Origin of the sequence: Cytobacillus firmus NBRC 15306 (assembly GCF_001591465.1) — a bacterium.
Classification (GTDB): Bacteria; Bacillota; Bacilli; order Bacillales; family Cytobacillaceae; genus Cytobacillus; species Cytobacillus firmus.
In genome coordinates, this window is record NZ_BCUY01000081.1 from 1 (window position 1) to 16785 (window position 16785).

The following is a 16785-nucleotide window of genomic DNA, read 5'->3' on the forward strand; positions in this document are numbered from 1 at the left end:
GGAAAAAAAGAGACTGGCAATAAGGAGGAACAAAATTTGCCGAAAATTACTTTTTTCAATTTGCCTAAAGACAAACGGGAAAACTTAGTCCATGCGGCCAAAAAGGAATTTGCCCGCGTCCCGCTTTATCAGGCATCCATATCCAATATCATAAAAGATGCCAAAATCCCGCGCGGCAGCTTTTACCAGTATTTTGATGACAAAGAAGATGCGTTTTTCTACTTATTAAATAGCCATGTGTCCGCTTATAAGATGTACTTTCTTGAAACGCTCCAAAAAAATAATGGTGATATTTTTGATGCGATGATTGATTTTTATACCGCCATTATTACAGAAGAAAAAGAAAATCTGCAGTTTTTGAGGAATTTGTTTCTTAATATGACGCACCGGATCGAAAATGTTATGGCAAGAAGCTTCGGAGAAAATGACCTGAATGAAAATTTTAAGAAAATCAGCAATCTGATTAATAAGGATCGGCTGAATATTCAGGACGAGCAGGAGCTTTTTCATATGATGCAGATTATTTCTTCTGTCACGTTTCATAATATCGTTAAAAAATTTGCGGGGGAGCTGCCATTCGACGAAGCTGTCCATAATTACAAAACAGAAATCTATTTACTGAAAAAAGGGTTCGCATCAAAATGATTTTCAGAAAGCCTGTCTCTAATAGGATTAGAGACAGGCTTTCTGGGGAAGGTAAAAAATAGCATGGAGCTTATTTCCCATTAGGGGAATAAATAAAACAATCATCAGGAAAGGGGTTCTTTATGGCGAACAAAAATAGATGGCTGATTGCCCTTTCAGCAGTCGCCATTCATTTATCAATCGGTTCAGTATATGCGTACAGTGTTTATCAAAATCCCTTGAAAGAAGCCCTCGGCTGGGAAAAAACAGATGTTTCACTTGCTTTTACCATTGCCATTTTTATTCTTGGGATTGCGGCAGCTTTTTTTGGACGGTTTGTGGAAAAGCGGGGACCGAGGGTTTCAGCCATGATTGCCGCAGTTTTCTTTGGAATAGGTATAATTGGATCCGGCTTCGCCATTCAATTGGAGAATTATATCCTATTCCTGATTTTCTTCGGTGTCATTGGAGGACTTGGTCTCGGATTCGGCTATATTGCACCAGTCTCCACATTGGTTAAGTGGTTTCCTGACAGAAGGGGACTTGCCACCGGAATGGCGGTTATGGGCTTCGGTGCAGGTGCCCTGATCACAAGCCCTATTGCAAGCAGGTTAATGATCGCAACATCAATTCCGACAACCTTCTACATCCTTGGAATCAGTTATTTTGTACTGATGATTTTGGGAGCGCTTTACATCGCTAAGCCGCCTGAAGGATGGGCACCTGAAGGAATGGAAGAGAGCAGGGAAGAGCGGCCGGCAAAGACAGACCTGGCACAAATGACTGCCAATGAAGCGATTAAGACCAAGCGTTTCTGGCTTCTTTGGATTATGATGTTCATCAATATTTCTGCAGGCATCATGATTCTCTCCGTTGCCGCACCAATGGCCCAGGAAATCACTGGGGCAAGCGCCATCACCGCCGCAAGCATAGTCGGCATAATGGGCCTCTTTAATGGAGGCGGAAGAATTGGCTGGGCGTCTGCATCCGATTATCTTGGAAGAGGTAATACGTATATGACCTTCTTCCTGATCCAGGTGGCTGCATTCTTCATTCTTCCATTCATCACAAACTCGTTTATCTTTTCTGTTTTCCTCTATATCATTGTTTCATGCTATGGGGGCGGGTTCGCATCGCTTCCGGCTTTTATCGGGGACCTGTTTGGAACCAAACAGCTTGGCGCGATTCATGGTTATTTGCTTACCTCGTGGTCCATCGCCGGAGTGGTCGGACCGATGCTCGTCTCCAGCATATATGAAAATACGCAAAGCTATACGATTACCTTCTATGTATTTGGCACCATGCTTGCCATCGGCTTCATCGTCTCATTGCTGATGAAGCGCGACATTAAGAAAATCAGAACGGAGAAGAAGCAAAAAAGAACAAGCGGTCAGCTTGTGACTGAATAAAGAGAAAAACTCCTGCCGGGTTTGCTGGCAGGAGTTCTTTATTATTTTTCAAATGAAAATGGATGAACGCGGTCATTGGAGCAATCCGGGCAGATAACCAGCATATCAAGACTGTTTACCTCTTCTTCCGTTTCCTCCCTATGCCCGCAGATTTCACAGACCTTTGCCAAAGTAACACCCCCTTATTCATCACTTGATAGGATGTTATATCCGCAGTCTTTAATAGCCTGTTCAAAATCCATGAAGGAGGCAGCATCTTCATCAAATGAAATGACTGCCTCACCACTCATGGAATTCAGCTTAATCTTCCGGACACCCCATACATCATTCAGAGCTTTGCTTAATGTTTCTTCATCAGATTGATCCATGTTTTCGATAGATACTATTCGAGTAATCATAAAAATCACTCTCCTGTTTTATAATGACTGTGTTCTTTGCCCATTTCCATGCCCATTCCTTTTAGAAAACCGAGCATAGAATTGATGGCCAGATTTATATCAGGATCGCGCAAGGCTTTCATAAGCCCGAGCACACCGGTCTTTTCATTCTTTTTCATCACTTCTGCCGACTCATCAAGGCCTTTCGTGACAGCACTCATCATGATATTCATCTGCTGGGGATCGAGGGAGCCCAGAAAATCGACGGTATTAAAACCGTTGCGTATGATATTGTGCATGTTCGGCTGGTTAACCTGGTCAATCGCAATGGCAGCCACTTTTTCTTTCGCATGCAGAAATCCTTGAATAATATCAAGTATTCCAGACTTTTGCAGCTGTCCGATGATTTCGATGGCACTTGAGATGGCCTCTCGGTTCTGGCTAAGCTGCGTTAAAAGACCAGCTATATCCTGTGCCTGCTCTTCCTGGGCTGAAGGCTGAACCAGCTCAATTTGCTTGATCGCTTTCGCCATCGCAGATACCCTCCTTTTTCAGCATTTCCGGAATGGAGATGAAGTCGTCGCGGCTCCATTTTTTCTCTGCTTCGACGCCAATATGCGGCTGCGGGCTGCCAAACCGGAAGTTGTGGTGAGGAAGCGGTGAATCGCCGTCCCGTTCCAGCACCTCCATTTTCACCTGCATTTCCTTGTAGTTGGGCGTATGTGTAATTTTGTCATGATAGCTGCTGGTCAGCTTATTGACTGCTCCCACTCCTTCAGTCGTATGCATGGGCAAATACAGTTCTTTTCCCTTAACCTGATCTGTCACCCACACTTTTACTTTGACATGGCCGTAAGGGGAGGTCAGTCGCACCAGACTGCCGGTTTTGATGTTCCGCTCGTCTGCCAGTTCAGGAGAAACCTCCAGCCATAGCTCCGGCACCTTATAGGAAATGCCTTCGGATTGATAGGTCATATTGCCTTCATGGAAATGCTCCAGAATTCTTCCATTATTCAAGTGAAGGTCGTATTCCTCTCCGGCTTCAAAAGGAGGAGTCCAATCCACTGTGATTAAGCGGGCTTTTCCATCCGGAAAATGAAAGTGATCCTTGTAGAGTAAAGGTGTATCCGTTCCATCCGGAGCAACAGGCCAAACAAGGCTTTCCCAGTTTTCAAGGCGTTTGTAGCTGACACCGGCAAAAACAGGCGAAAGCTTAGCAGCTTCATCCATAATTTCACCTGGATCGTTATAATGCCAGTTTGCCCCAAGCTTGCTGGCTAGCTCCTGAAAAATGAGCCAATCCGGTTTGCTGTCGCCGAGCGGCTCGAAAACTTTATTAAATCGCTGGATCCGCCGCTCTGTATTCGTGAACGTGCCATCTTTTTCCAGGCTTGGCGCTGCCGGCAAAACCACATCCGCAAATTGGGCCGTCTTGGAAAAGAAAATATCCTGCACGACAAAGAAATCCAGTTTCTCAAAGGCTTCTTGAACATAATTGATATTCGAATCCACAAGGCCCATCTCTTCGCCAAAAAGATACATTGCCTTTACTTTGCCAGCCTGGATGGCTTCAACAATCTGATGGTTGTTGAGACCAGGGTTTTTAGGGAGTTCGGTGCCCCAGGCTTGTTCAAAGCGGGTGCGGATTTCATCATTTTCAATTGGCTGATAACCTGGAAGCCAGGTAGGCATTGTGCCAAAATCACTCGCACCCTGGACGTTATTGTGGCCGCGCAGCGGATAGGCTCCCGCACCAGGCTTGCCAAAATTGCCTGTAACTAAAAGCAGGTTGCTGATCGCTGTGCTTGTATCCGTGCCGCCTAAGTGCTGCGTAACACCCATGGCCCACAAAATGCAAGTACCTTTAGCATCATGAATCATTTCGGCAATGTTGATCAGTGTTTCTTTTGCAATCCCGGTTATTTCTTCCGCATAATTAAGCGTGAATTTTTCAAGGGACTGCGCATATTCATCCAGATGGTTTACTCGGGAATTAAGAAATTCACGGTCTTCCCAGCCCTGGTCAATAAAGTATTTAGTGACTGCAGAAAGCCAGACAAGATCGGTCCCCGGCTTTGGATGAATATGCAAATCAGCCCGGTCCGCCAGATCATTTTTCCTAAGGTCGGCTACAATCAGCTTTTGGTCTGCCAATTTATGAGCCCGTTTGATTCGGGTTGCCAGAACAGGATGTGACTCTGCCGGGTTCGCACCGACAACAATGATTAAATCCGAGCTGGCAATATCCTTCATTGTACCGGAGTCCCCGCCAATGCCAACTGTGCGGATGAGCCCCATTGAGGCAGGTGTCTGACAGTATCTTGAACAATTATCAATGTTGTTCGTTTTAAAAATGGCCCTGGCCAGCTTTTGGAACAGATAGTTTTCTTCATTGGAACACTTGGAAGATGCGATAAAGCCGAGGGCATCAGGCCCATTTTCTTCTTTTATGCCAGTGAATTTCTCGGCAATTAAAGAGAGGGCCTCATCCCATGTCGCTTCATAAAATTTTTCCCCTTTTCTGATGAGGGGCTTGGTGAGGCGCTCTTTGCTGTTCACAAAGCTCCAGCCGAATTTTCCTTTCACACAAGTCGAGATTCCATTAACAGGAGCTTCCGGCGATGGCTGTATTTTGAGAATTTCCCGGTCTTTCGTCCAAACCTCAAAGCTGCAGCCGACTCCGCAATACGTACAGACCGTTTTGGTCCGCTTAATACGGGCTTCCCGCATCGCTGCCTCTACATTAGAAATAGCAAATATCTCTTTATAGCCTGGCTCAACTTCTTTTGTTAAATCAATCATCGGCTCAAGCAGAGGCTTTGGAATACTCGTAAGATAGCCGGCTTTGCCGAGCATCGATTTCTCCATTAATGCATTGCAGGGGCACACCGTCACACAATGCCCGCAGGATACACAGGAGGATTCATTAATCGGCACATCATTATCCCAAATCACGCGCGGCTGCTCCCGGTCCCAGGCGATGCTCAGCACCTCGCTAACCTGCAGATCCTGGCATGCCTCCACACACAGCCCGCAAAGAATGCACTGATCAGGTTCATACCGGTAAAAGGGATTTGATGTGTCCTGAGGGTAGGGCTTTGGCTTAAATTCATACTTCTGATGCTCAATCTTAAAATGCTCCGCTGTATTATGCACCACACAATTTCCATTATTGTTATCGCAAACCGTGCAGTATAGCTCATGATTTTTCAAGATGCGGGACATTCCCTCAAGCTGTGCTTCCTTTGCCAGCTCCGACACTGAGCTTACTTTTAGATTTGGCTCTGCCTTAGTTGCACAGGATCTCTTCAGTTCGCCATCAATTTCTACATAACACGTATCGCAAGTCTGGATGACGCCTACCCCTAAATCCGGCTGGGAAGAACAAATCCCCGGGAGAAAGTGATTATGATCCCGCGCCGCCTCAAAAATTGACTGGCCGGGTTTTGCTTCGATCTCTTTTTCATCCAGGTAAAAAGTAAATTTTCCACCGTCCATACTGCACCACCGCCTATTCATTCGTTCTATTTAATAAGTATTTGTTAAAAGTGGGAAATGTATTACAAAATGGTCTGAATTGGCAGGGGATATACTTATGGGCCCACTTTTGAAGAGTGAGGAGAAAACGGTCGCCATGGAACACTTAAAAGAGCACTTAAAAATAATCGAATGATTATATTCTAAGACTGAGCATGCCCATTGAAAAATCCGCCAACATCCGTTAATATATAAATACAAGCTGCATTGTTCGTAATCATAATAAAGTTTTAACCTTTAAGCTGTAATAGGGAGTTTTACATTGAAACGGGAATGACAGGCCTCCGTCTATATGACAAGGAGGACAGGCAGGAATGTTTCTGCGAACACCCACTTTGAGGAGTGGTGGTTTAAAACTTTCTTATCATTATTTACGGCAATGGCGGCTGTACATACCGCAAAAAAAAACCAGTTCCCAATGGGAGCTGGTTTTTTTGCGTTTAGAAATTAATATTCTGGTTAAACCAAGATAAACGACACATGAACAGGAGATGTAATAATGAAGGAAGTTACGGAAAAGAGATATTGCGAAGTCTGTGGAAAAGAAACTGTCCACATCGCCAGGGAAGATGCACTGGAAATTGAATACATCTGCATGGAATGCAATCATGAAGAAGACATTATTAAATCCTTTTTCTAGGGCCGCGGGTTTATTGACACCAGCAGTAAGCCGTGATAAAGTGAAATTATCTCGAATTAAAGATATTTTATTTTAAGATAGATAACAAAGGGGAGGAAGTCTACTTGAACCAATTAAAAGGTATTCACCATGTTACAGCCATCACAAGCAGTGCTGAAAAGAATTATGAGTTTTTCACATATACATTAGGAATGCGTTTAGTAAAGAAGACCGTAAATCAGGATGACATTCAAACGTATCACTTATTTTTTGCGGATGACACAGGAAGTCCGGGAACGGATATGACATTTTTTGATTTTCCCGGTATTCCGAAGGGCTCGCACGGAACAGATGAAATTTCGAAAACGTCATTTCGGGTTCCGACAGATGAAGCGCTCGAATATTGGGTAAAGCGGTTTGACCGCTTAGAGGTTCCGCATTCAGGCATTCAGGAGCAGTTTGGCAAGAAAACTCTGTCATTCACAGATTTCGATGATCAAAAATACCAATTGATCTCGGATGAAGCCAATAAAGGAGTACCATCAGGAACACCATGGCAGAAAGGGCCAATCCCGCTCGAATTTGCGATCACCGGTCTGGGGCCGCTATTTGTAAGGGTTGCTCAATTTGATTACTTTAAGGAAATGATTGAAAAAGTGCTGCACTTTAAGGAAATAGCTCAAGAAGGAGATTTCCATTTATTCGAAGTGGGTGAAGGCGGTAATGGGGCACAGGTGGTAGTGGAATATAACCCGTCGCTTCCTCAGGCGCGCCAGGGTTACGGAACCGTTCATCACGCTGCATTCCGCGTGGAAGATAAATCTGTTCTCGAGGAATGGGATCAGCATTTGAGAGGCTTTGGTTTCCAGACTTCAGGGTTTGTCGACCGCTTCTTCTTCGGTTCTTTATACTCCCGGGTTGCTCCGCAGATATTATTTGAATTCGCAACGGATGGACCTGGGTTCATGGGTGACGAGCCTTATGAAACACTTGGGGAAAAGCTGTCACTGCCGCCATTCCTTGAGCCGAAAAGGGAACAAATCGAAAGCTATGTCCGTCCGATCGATACAGTAAGAAGCACGAAGGATATTGTAAAAGAATAACCATTCCAAAGGCACCTGTCAGTCCACTGCTTTAACGCAGTGGAGGACAGCTGCCTTTTTTTAGGGTATAATGGAGGGTATTCATTAAAAAAGTAGGAGCAGAGGGCAGTGGAGAAACATAACAGCAAATACAGGTGGCTCGTCTTTGGCGCGGTTTTATTTGCATACTTTTTGATCGTGAGCCAAAGGACAGCCCCTGGGTTAATTACTGATCAATTAATGAAGGAATTCGGCGTGACAGCTGCGGCCATTGGGCTTCTGACGAGCATCCAATTTTTTGCCTATGCCAGCCTGCAGGTTCCCATTGGAATATTATCCGACCGTTTTGGCCCTAATGTATTTTTAATTGCCGGGACTCTTCTAAACGGAATCGGCACTTTATTATTCAGTTTTGCCGCGAATGAATACATCCTTTTCGCAGCAAGGATGCTGGTCGGAATAGGTGATGCGACGATTTGGATTAATGTTGTCATCATTTTAGGCAGATGGTTTAAGGTAAATGAATTTGTGAAGCTGCTTGGCTTTGCAGGCATGTCCGGAAGCTTTGGATTTTTGCTAGCGACTGTGCCATTTTCCATTTGGATTTCCATATGGGGGTGGCGCATTCCGTTTTTGGCAATCGGCATTATTTTGACCATCCTTGCCGTATTGCTATATATCATTTTAATCTGGCAGCCTTCACGAATGGGTATGGAGCCTAAAAAAACCAAAGATAAGAAAGAGCCAAAAGAAAAAACAGCAAGCATATTAAAGAGAATTTTTTCTGCCCGCCAGGCTTGGGCCACGTTCTTCTGTCATTTTGGCCTGGTCGGCACTTATGTTGGTTTCATCGGGTCGTGGGCTGTTCCGTATGGCATGGACATGTATGGCCTTAGCCGTTCGGATTCCAGCCAGCTTGTTATGATCGGATTGTTTGGTGCCATTATTGGTGCTCCCTTAATGAGCTTTATATCTGGCCGGATGGGCAGCATCAAACGTCCTTATCTTTTTGCCCACTCAATCGCCGTCGTTGGATGGGCAACTTTTCTGTTATTTCAGGGTAAGCCTCCATATCCGCTCCTGATTGTTCTTTTCCTGATCATGGGTTATGGGAATGGGGCAAGTACGCTGACGTTCGCGATTGTCAGAAAATCATTTGACATTCGGGATGTAGGTGTCGTTTCAGGATTTGCCAACACCGGAGGCTTTCTGAGCGCAGTTCTGCTGCCATTTATATTCGGAAAAGTTTTGGATACATTTGAAGCAGGTTACCGGTACGGATTTATTATACCGGTCATCTTCTCACTGATGGGACTGGTGGGGGCAGGGTTAATAAAGGAAAAAATACGCGCACGGGCTGTAAATTAACTGGACCACTTCCAGAAAAAAATAAAGGAGGCTGACAAATCCGTCAGCCTCCTAATTCTTTATTTCAAAAACGGTTTCATTTTTGATTTCTTAGGATCAATTGTAAAACGGTATATCGGCAATTCCTGTCCAACTTCAGAAGGGACATAGCCAAATGTCGTATAACTGTCTACGGATTCAGGCTCGAGCGAAAGGGAAAGCAGATTGGTTTGAGGCTGTGCTGTTAAAAATACATAGCTGCCTTTCGGGAAGGTGATGTCCTTTTTCGTCAGCTCAGTTTCAACTTCTGCAAGCTCCCTGCCTTCATAATTCCCTGCACCTTCCTTGGAAGTAACTGTAAATGCTTCAGCAGGAAGGCTGACATTTTTCGGAAGTTTAAAGCCCTTTAAACCTTGTGCCTTTAACTTTTCAGCGATTTCCTCATAGCCTGGCTTTATTAAATAGGCAGTAGGTCTATCCCTTACCAATGTTGGTTCAGCATCTGTAGCACTTAAGTATTTCACAGGAATATCCTGAACTGTGCCGGTTGCGATGTCTACCATTTCAAGTGTTTCATTCTCCAGTTCTTTGTTTTCGCTATCAATGATGATTGGGTCGCTGTCATTTGGCATTAAGCCTTTTTTGATCAGATTAAGTCTCTCAAATGCGACCAGATTTTTAATTTGTCTTGCATGACTTGCCGTTTGTTTAAGAATGCTTTCATGAGTGGCAATTTGGGCGTTCACTCTGCGCTCAAAATCCTCACGTCCAATGCCAATGCCCCTGCTTTCTACAAGGAAGGAGAATGCTGGCTGAAGTCCGAATGAATTCCGGCCAATCCTTGGTTCAGTGGAGCCCTCAATAATTTCTAATTCACCTTGATCATCCAGCCCGGCTGTATAGTAAATTTCTGCGGAGATGCCATTATTCTCAAGCTCTTCCATGGCAGGTTCTACAAATAAACTGTCAGATGCCTGACGGATTTTTTCCGGAATATTGAGGTTTCGGCCAGACTGGATCAGAATATCGTGATACTTCAATGCGCCCTGTTCTCCAATTTGATTAAAAGCGCTGCTGTACACGGAATATTCATGAGCATCAATCACGACTTCCGGTGAATACTTATTGAATTCCTTATGAATGGCCTGGACCTCAGGTGATTCAAGTTTGATATGATCGCGGTTACCATCAAGGCCGTTGGCAAGCTGTCGTTTAAAATCAAAGGAGCCATCAGGATTTACTCTTGGAATGACGATAACATTGATATCATCCAGAATCTCTTTGCCTAATTCACCTGTAAGCCTATTAGCCAAAGCAAGGATAGATTCACCGCTGGCAGGCTCGTTGCCATGGATCTGGCTCTGAACCCATACAATCGGTTTTTTTGATAAATAGCCCGATCTGATCTGCTTGTCCTTTGTGAAATAAAGGGCTGGTATTTCGCGGCCTTCCTGAGATGTTCCGATTGTTTTAACAGTGAGGTAAGGACTTTTAGCTTCGAGCTGTTTTATGTAAGACATCATTTCTTCTTGAGAAGTAAATGATGCTTCACCTTCCCTTGAAAAGGCAGGAGTATCGTCCTTCACTTCAATTGCAGGAAAAAGGTGTCTGACTTGTTCAGGCTGGCTGTATGATTTGCCGTAGTAGGGAGTTTCAGCATGTACGGCGGGTGCAGCCAGTAAGGCAACAGACAGAATTACCGGTATAGTACGTTTCTTTACTAGTTTTTTCATCGGCTAATTTCCTCCTCTTCTAATTTCAAATCAATAATAGAGTAAGAGAGATTAAGGTGTCAAAAAATTTAGAATAGTATAAAATGAGGAGTTTAAAATTGTATTTGTTAAAAAAAAAGTAATTGTAGGTGATTAGTTCTATAATAATTCGGGTGGCGAAATAGAGTAAAGGGTAACTAGTAAAAATTCCCTACCTGCTTTCTCCAAAAAAACAGTGCTTTGGGATGGGGAGAGTAAGAGATTAAATTTAGAAATTTTCTGAAAATAAGTTGATTAATTTCTGAGATTGTTTATACTAAACTTGTAACATACCAACCGGTCAGTTAGTGGAGGAGGGACAGAAATTTGGATTTCTCATACACAACAAAAGTGCAGGAGCTCATAGGGAAATTAAAATTGTTTATGGAAGAAATCGTTTATCCGAACGAAGCTTTATATGAACAGCAATTGGATGAACAGGAAAACCGATGGAGTGCTATTCCGCCGATTATGGAAGAGCTGAAAAACAAAGCAAAAGAAGCTGGATTATGGAATCTATTTTTACCGGATAGCGACTATGGTGCAGGCCTTACAAACGTTGAGTATGCGCCGCTTTGCGAAATAATGGGGCGTTCAATGATCGCACCGGAAATCTTTAATTGCAATGCACCTGATACCGGAAACATGGAAGTGCTCGCAAGATACGGCTCCGATCAGCAGAAGAATGAGTGGCTAAAGCCGCTTTTAGAAGGGGAAATCCGATCCTGCTTTTCGATGACAGAGCCGGATGTGGCTTCCTCTGATGCTGCAAATATTGAAGCGCGAATTGAAAAACAAGGTGCGGAGTATGTCATCAATGGACGGAAGTGGTGGTCTTCCGGTGCGGGAGATCCGAGGTGCCGGATAGCGATCGTTATGGGAAAAACCGATACGGACGCCAGCCGTCATGAACAGCAATCGATGATTCTCATTCCTATGGATACCCCTGGAGTAAAAATAGAGAGGATGCTTCCGGTGTTTGGCTATGATCACGCTCCCCATGGTCATGCTGAAATTACATACGAGAATGTCAGAGTTCCGGCTGAAAATATCATTTGGGCTGAAGGGAAAGGGTTTGCCATTGCACAGGGCAGGCTTGGTCCGGGGCGCATCCATCATTGTATGAGGCTGATCGGGGCTGCAGAGCGAGCTCTTGAAGAATTATGTAAGCGTGTACAAAATCGCATTGCTTTTGGCAAACCGCTCGCAAGCCAGGGAGTCATCCGCGAATGGATAGCCGATTCCCGGATTGAAATTGAACAGGCAAGACTATTAACACTTAAAGCGGCTCATATGATGGATACAGCCGGCAACAAAGTGGCAAAAACCGAGATTGCTATGATCAAGGTTGTGGCGCCATCCATGGCCCTTAAGGTGATTGACCGGGCAATCCAGGCGTTCGGAGCAGCAGGAGTGAGTGAGGATGTCCCGCTTGCCGCATTGTGGGCAAATGCCAGAACGCTGAGATTGGCAGACGGGCCTGATGAAGTCCACCGGGCACAGGTTGCTAAGCTTGAATTGAAAAAATACCAATAGGAGCTGAAAAATTCATGAACGTTAAGGAACTATTTGACCTAACCGGGAAGACTGCACTGATTACCGGAGGCGGGCGTGGGCTGGGTGCCCAGATTGCGGAAGGCTTAGCCGAGGGAGGGGCAAATGTCGTGCTTTGTTCAAGAAAGGTGGAGGCATGTCAGGAAACCGCTGACCGCCTTGCAGCACTTGGTGTGAAAACATTAGCGCTTCCCTGTGACATCAGCAAACAGGAAGATGTCCGAAAAGTGGTTGAAGAAACGGTTAAGGAATTTGGAGCTATCGATATTCTTGTCAACAACAGCGGGGCCACCTGGGGAGCCCCCGCCGAGGAGATGCCGCTTGAAGCCTGGCAAAAAGTCATCAATGTAAATGTGACAGGGACATTTCTAATGAGCCAGGCTGCAGGCAAGGTCATGATCGGGCAAGGGGCAGGAAAAATCATTAATATTGCCTCTGTTGCCGGACTTGGGGGCACTGACCCGCGGGTGATGGATACAATCGGCTATAACACCAGCAAAGGGGCAGTCATCACGATGACAAAGGACCTGGCAGTAAAATGGGGCAGATACAATATTAATGTGAATGCCATAGCGCCAGGCTTTTTTCCTACTAAAATGTCATCGGCGATTATGGAGCAGGGAAGAAACCCCATTCTGGAGGCAACACCTCTCAGACGCTTCGGTTCTGAGGATGATCTGAAAGGGGCGGCTTTGTTTCTGGCTTCCAATGCTTCAAATTATGTAACGGGAGACGTATTAATTGTTGATGGCGGAACACATGCCATGTAAAAAGAGCAAATTTTGGAGGGGATTATGATGAGCGAGAAGAAAACCTGGCATGTCCGATATCCTGAATCAATTGCAGCCGAGATAACCATTCCGGTTAAATCGATGCCTGAGATGCTTCAGGAAGTGACAGCGATGTATCCGCAAAATATTGCACTATCTTTTTATGGCCAAAAGATGAATTACGCGGAACTTCAAAAAGCCGTCTATGGATTTGCTGCATCCCTGCAGAAAAATGGTGTTCAAAGAGGCGACCGTGTTGCCATTATGCTGCCCAATTGTCCTCACTATGTGATTGCTTATTATGGAATACTTGCAGCAGGAGCGATTGTTACTCAAGTAAACCCGATGCTGGTTGAACGCGAGATAGAGCATATCATGAATGACTCAGGTGCTGAAACCCTTGTCGTGTTTGATGCCTTGTATCCTCGTGTTAAGGTTGTTCAAGGCAGAACGAAGGTTAGAAATATAGTCATTGTCAGTCTGCAGCCAACAGAAGCAGATTTTTCACCTGACAAACCATTCGAAGGTTTTTTACAGGAAGGCAATGGACAATACACCCCGGTCAACATTGAGCCACAGCAGGATATTGCTGTCCTTCAATATACAGGCTGTACAACCGGCCGGTCTAAAGGAGCCATGCTGACACATTCCAATGTTCTTGCAAATGTAGTCCAATCTTATGAATTCTTTAAGGAAAGAACGGAAATAGGCGGTGAGAAATTTTTAACCGTCATACCTCTTTTCCATGTATTCGGCATGACAGCATGCATGAACTTTGCGATTTATACAGCTAATGAATCGATTCTTTTGCCACGCTTTGATTTGGAGGAAGTGCTGAATACGATCAAAAATGAACAGCCTTCTGTTTTTCCGGGTGTCCCGACCATGTATGTGGCCATTACCAATCATCCGCGTGCTGAGGAATTTGGCATTGACAGCATAGAAACCTGCAATAGCGGAAGCGCGCCAATGCCTGTCGAACTGCTGCGAGATTTTGAAAGAAAGACAGGGGCAAAAATACTCGAAGGCTATGGCTTATCCGAAGCTTCCCCAGTAACTCACTGCAATCCGCCTTTTTCAGAACGAAAGCCTGGAAGCGTCGGAATCGGTTTTCCTTCAACTGATTATAAAATAGTCGATCTGGCCACAGGTACTGAAGAGGTCCCGAATGGAGAACTGGGTGAGGTTATTATCAAGGGCCCGCAAATTATGAAAGGCTATTGGAATATGCCTGAGGAGACAGAAGTTACATTACGGGATGGCTGGCTCTACACCGGTGATATTGCAAAGATGGATGATGATGGTTTTTTATACATTGTCGACCGCAAGAAAGATTTGATCATTGCAGGAGGGTATAATATTTATCCGCGTGATATTGAGGAAGTGCTTTATGAGCATCCGGCTGTCCAGGAGGCCGTAGTCATTGGCGTCCCGGATGCCTACCGGGGTGAAACGGTAAAAGCTTTCGTTGTGCTGAAAGCCGGCCAAACATCTTCCGCAGAAGAAATCATTTCATATTGCAGGCAGAACCTGGCTGCCTATAAAATCCCATCCGCAGTGGAATTTCGCCTAGAACTGCCAAAGACCAATGTCGGAAAAATCCTTCGAAGAGCATTACGGGATGAAGTCTGGAATCAATAGTTTTATGATATAATGCTGTCGATATTTTCTAACAGAAGCGGGGACTGACAATGAAAGAAAAAATTACTGAAAAGAGCATCCGGCTATTTGATCAGAAAGGATTCAGCGAGACATCGATTCAGGATATTGTCGACAGCCTTGGTGTCACGAAAGGCACATTTTATTACTATTTCTCAAGCAAAGAACAACTTCTGATGGATATCCATCTTCGCTATATAGATGACATGCTGTCCAATCAGCATGAAATCCTAGGGGATGAGTCAAAATCCAGCAAAGACAAACTCCTGGCGATTGTTCAAATGCTGCTGGGCAATATTAAAACCCAGGGAGCCAGCGCGAAAGTCTTTTTTAGGGAAATGCGAAACCTCAGTGAGGAAAGCTTATCGGAAATCATTCCAAAAAGGGATCAGTTCAGACTGAATATCGAAAAATTAATAGAAGAAGGAAAGCAGAACGGCGAGTTCCGTGCTAACCTAAACTCTCCGATTATCACCTTTGGCATCTTAGGGGTCACCAACTGGAGCTACCAGTGGTTCAATCCGGAGGGGAGCATATCCGACCGGGAAGTGGCAGAGATCTTTACGGAAATGATATTAAAGGGGATCGAGTTGTAGATAGATATCGGTGAAAATTTAATATTTATCAGCGAATTTTTCAATATATCGGCGAATTTTATTATTTATCAGCGAATTTTTCAAATTAACCGCGAAATTAATATTTTATCCGCGAAACATTCCTACTGGTCAGTATGAGGAGGAGAAATGATGAATGCAAATGAAATAAAGCAAATTACCGTTATAGGTGCAGGACAGATTGGCCACCAGATAGGGATGCTCTGTGCACCGGGAGGCTATGAGACCATTATCCAGGATCTGAGCGAAACCGCATTGCAGGACGCAGAGGCTAAGCTGCAGGCAATTATGTCTAAATGGGTCTCCAAAGGGAAACTTGCCGAAGATGCTAAAGCTTCTGCATTCAATAGGATGCGTTTTTCCACCAGCTTTGAAGAAAGTGTAAGTAACTCCGACTTAATCATTGAAGCCGTAACCGAAAAGCTTGATGTAAAAAAAGAAGTCTTCAGCAAACTGGAACAATATGCTTCTCCACATGCCATTTTTGCAACCAATAGCTCTACGATCGTTAATAGTTTAATAGCCGGTGAAACAAGAAGACCTGAAAAAGTCGTCAATATGCATTTCTTTTTCCCTCCTCTCGTGATGGACTGTGTGGAAGTAGTTATTAGCGAACAGACATCTGAAGAAACGGCACAAATAGCGATGGATGTCTGTAAAAAGATTAATAGAACTGCCGTCCTGCTGAAAAAAGAAATTTCCGGCTTCGTCGCAAACCGCATTCTCGGTGCACTCCAAAAAGAGGCAGTGGCTTTGTATGAACAGGGGATTGCAGACTATAAAGATATTGATATCATCTGCCGGAAAGCCTTGAACCACCCAATCGGCCCCTTTGAGCTCATGGATTTATCCGGACTGGATGTCGCCTATTATGTAATGGATCAGCGTTATCGCGAGACAGGAGAGCCTGCAGATAAGCCATTTGACTGTGTTGCAGAAAAAGTGGCAAAGGGAGAATTGGGCAGAAAAACAGGTAAGGGATGGTATGAATATTCTTCCCATAAGGTGAAGAGTTAAGGGGTGTCATCATGCATGAAATTCAGGTAACAGTAAGGTTTTGCGAGACTGATGCACTTGGCCATATCAACAATACAAGTTATTTTATTTACCTTGAAGAAGCACGGGTGAAATATTTCGAGACACTTGGCTACACCATGGATGTGAAAAAATGGAGTTTTATCCTGGCCTCCACTAAATGCGACTTTCTAAGCCAGGGATATTTCAACCAAATCCTTACGGTGAAAACCTGGGTATCAAGGATTGGCAGCAAAAGCTTTCAGCTGGATCATGAAATTGTCTGCACCCAGACAGGCAACCTTATTGCCAGAGGGAGCGCCGTAATCGTCTATTTTGATTTCGCCAAACAGGAAAGTGCTGTTATACCTGATCTTCTTAGGGAAGGTCTAAACCAAAATGTAAGAGAAACATAAATTAATTTTCCT

The 16785-nt window shown here is 44.5% G+C and carries 16 protein-coding genes and 1 other RNA gene; 12 read left to right on the plus strand and 5 right to left on the minus strand.

Annotated features, from left to right (window positions below):
- Positions 1-36: 36 nt before the first annotated feature.
- Complete coding sequence (locus BFI01S_RS17625) at positions 37-645, plus strand: TetR/AcrR family transcriptional regulator (RefSeq protein ID WP_061793792.1); 609 nt, start codon at positions 37-39, stop codon at positions 643-645.
- Between the two features lie 122 nt (positions 646-767).
- The gene (locus tag BFI01S_RS17630) at positions 768-2033 is read left to right on the plus strand and encodes an L-lactate MFS transporter (RefSeq protein WP_061793779.1); all 1266 of its coding nucleotides are present in this window, start codon (positions 768-770) and stop codon (positions 2031-2033) included.
- Positions 2034-2074: 41 nt separating this feature from the next.
- On the opposite strand, the gene BFI01S_RS24425 is transcribed toward BFI01S_RS17630, so the two are convergent.
- The 4 genes from BFI01S_RS24425 to fdhF are packed head-to-tail and all read right to left on the minus strand — an operon-like array spanning position 2075 to position 5908.
- Positions 2075-2203: a zinc ribbon-containing protein gene (locus BFI01S_RS24425; protein WP_268875344.1), complete on the minus strand. Its 129-nt coding sequence runs from the start codon at positions 2201-2203 to the stop codon at positions 2075-2077.
- Positions 2204-2215: 12 nt separating this feature from the next.
- On the minus strand, positions 2216-2431 hold the full coding sequence (locus tag BFI01S_RS17635) for a heavy-metal-associated domain-containing protein (RefSeq protein WP_061793780.1): 216 nt from the start codon (positions 2429-2431) through the stop codon (positions 2216-2218).
- Positions 2432-2436: 5 nt separating this feature from the next.
- Entirely contained in the window at positions 2437-2943 is a 507-nt protein-coding gene (locus BFI01S_RS17640; protein ID WP_061793781.1) for a helical membrane plugin domain-containing protein, read from the minus strand.
- Positions 2918-5908: a formate dehydrogenase subunit alpha gene (gene fdhF, locus BFI01S_RS17645; RefSeq protein ID WP_061793782.1), complete on the minus strand. Its 2991-nt coding sequence runs from the start codon at positions 5906-5908 to the stop codon at positions 2918-2920. The genes BFI01S_RS17640 and fdhF overlap by 26 nt, the downstream gene beginning before the upstream one ends.
- A 235-nt stretch (positions 5909-6143) precedes the next feature.
- Between fdhF and ssrS the strand changes: the two genes are divergently transcribed.
- The 4 genes from ssrS to BFI01S_RS17660 all read left to right on the plus strand — a co-directional run bounded on the left by ssrS (position 6144) and on the right by BFI01S_RS17660 (position 9016).
- Positions 6144-6340: non-coding RNA, 6S RNA (gene ssrS / locus BFI01S_RS17650), on the plus strand.
- Positions 6341-6446: 106 nt separating this feature from the next.
- Positions 6447-6587 carry a hypothetical protein gene (locus BFI01S_RS23530; protein WP_169799785.1) on the plus strand — a complete coding sequence of 47 codons (141 nt, stop codon included), beginning with the start codon at positions 6447-6449 and terminating at the stop codon, positions 6585-6587.
- A 104-nt stretch (positions 6588-6691) separates the two neighbouring features.
- A complete protein-coding gene (locus BFI01S_RS17655; protein WP_061793783.1) occupies positions 6692-7669 on the plus strand; it encodes a ring-cleaving dioxygenase in 978 nt (325 codons plus the stop codon).
- A 108-nt stretch (positions 7670-7777) separates the two neighbouring features.
- Positions 7778-9016: an MFS transporter gene (locus tag BFI01S_RS17660; protein ID WP_061793784.1), complete on the plus strand. Its 1239-nt coding sequence runs from the start codon at positions 7778-7780 to the stop codon at positions 9014-9016.
- A gap of 59 nt (positions 9017-9075) precedes the next feature.
- Here BFI01S_RS17660 and BFI01S_RS17665 read toward each other — a convergent pair whose 3' ends face one another.
- A complete protein-coding gene (locus BFI01S_RS17665) occupies positions 9076-10728 on the minus strand; it encodes a M14 family metallopeptidase (RefSeq protein WP_061793785.1) in 1653 nt (550 codons plus the stop codon).
- Positions 10729-11073: 345 nt separating this feature from the next.
- Between BFI01S_RS17665 and BFI01S_RS17670 the strand changes: the two genes are divergently transcribed.
- From BFI01S_RS17670 to BFI01S_RS17695, 6 genes are all read left to right on the plus strand, one after another.
- Positions 11074-12282: an acyl-CoA dehydrogenase family protein gene (locus BFI01S_RS17670; protein WP_061793786.1), complete on the plus strand. Its 1209-nt coding sequence runs from the start codon at positions 11074-11076 to the stop codon at positions 12280-12282.
- A 14-nt stretch (positions 12283-12296) separates the two neighbouring features.
- Positions 12297-13070, plus strand: a complete 774-nt coding sequence (locus BFI01S_RS17675) for an SDR family oxidoreductase (RefSeq protein ID WP_061793787.1) — start codon at positions 12297-12299, stop codon at positions 13068-13070.
- Between the two features lie 27 nt (positions 13071-13097).
- Entirely contained in the window at positions 13098-14711 is a 1614-nt protein-coding gene (locus BFI01S_RS17680) for a long-chain-fatty-acid--CoA ligase (RefSeq protein ID WP_061793788.1), read from the plus strand.
- Between the two features lie 50 nt (positions 14712-14761).
- Positions 14762-15325 carry a TetR/AcrR family transcriptional regulator gene (locus BFI01S_RS17685; protein WP_061793789.1) on the plus strand — a complete coding sequence of 188 codons (564 nt, stop codon included), beginning with the start codon at positions 14762-14764 and terminating at the stop codon, positions 15323-15325.
- A 150-nt stretch (positions 15326-15475) separates the two neighbouring features.
- Positions 15476-16360, plus strand: coding sequence for a 3-hydroxyacyl-CoA dehydrogenase family protein (locus tag BFI01S_RS17690; protein WP_061793790.1), 885 nt, complete (start codon positions 15476-15478; stop codon positions 16358-16360).
- An 11-nt stretch (positions 16361-16371) separates the two neighbouring features.
- The gene (locus tag BFI01S_RS17695) at positions 16372-16773 is read left to right on the plus strand and encodes an acyl-CoA thioesterase (RefSeq protein ID WP_061793791.1); all 402 of its coding nucleotides are present in this window, start codon (positions 16372-16374) and stop codon (positions 16771-16773) included.
- Positions 16774-16785 lie beyond the last annotated feature (12 nt).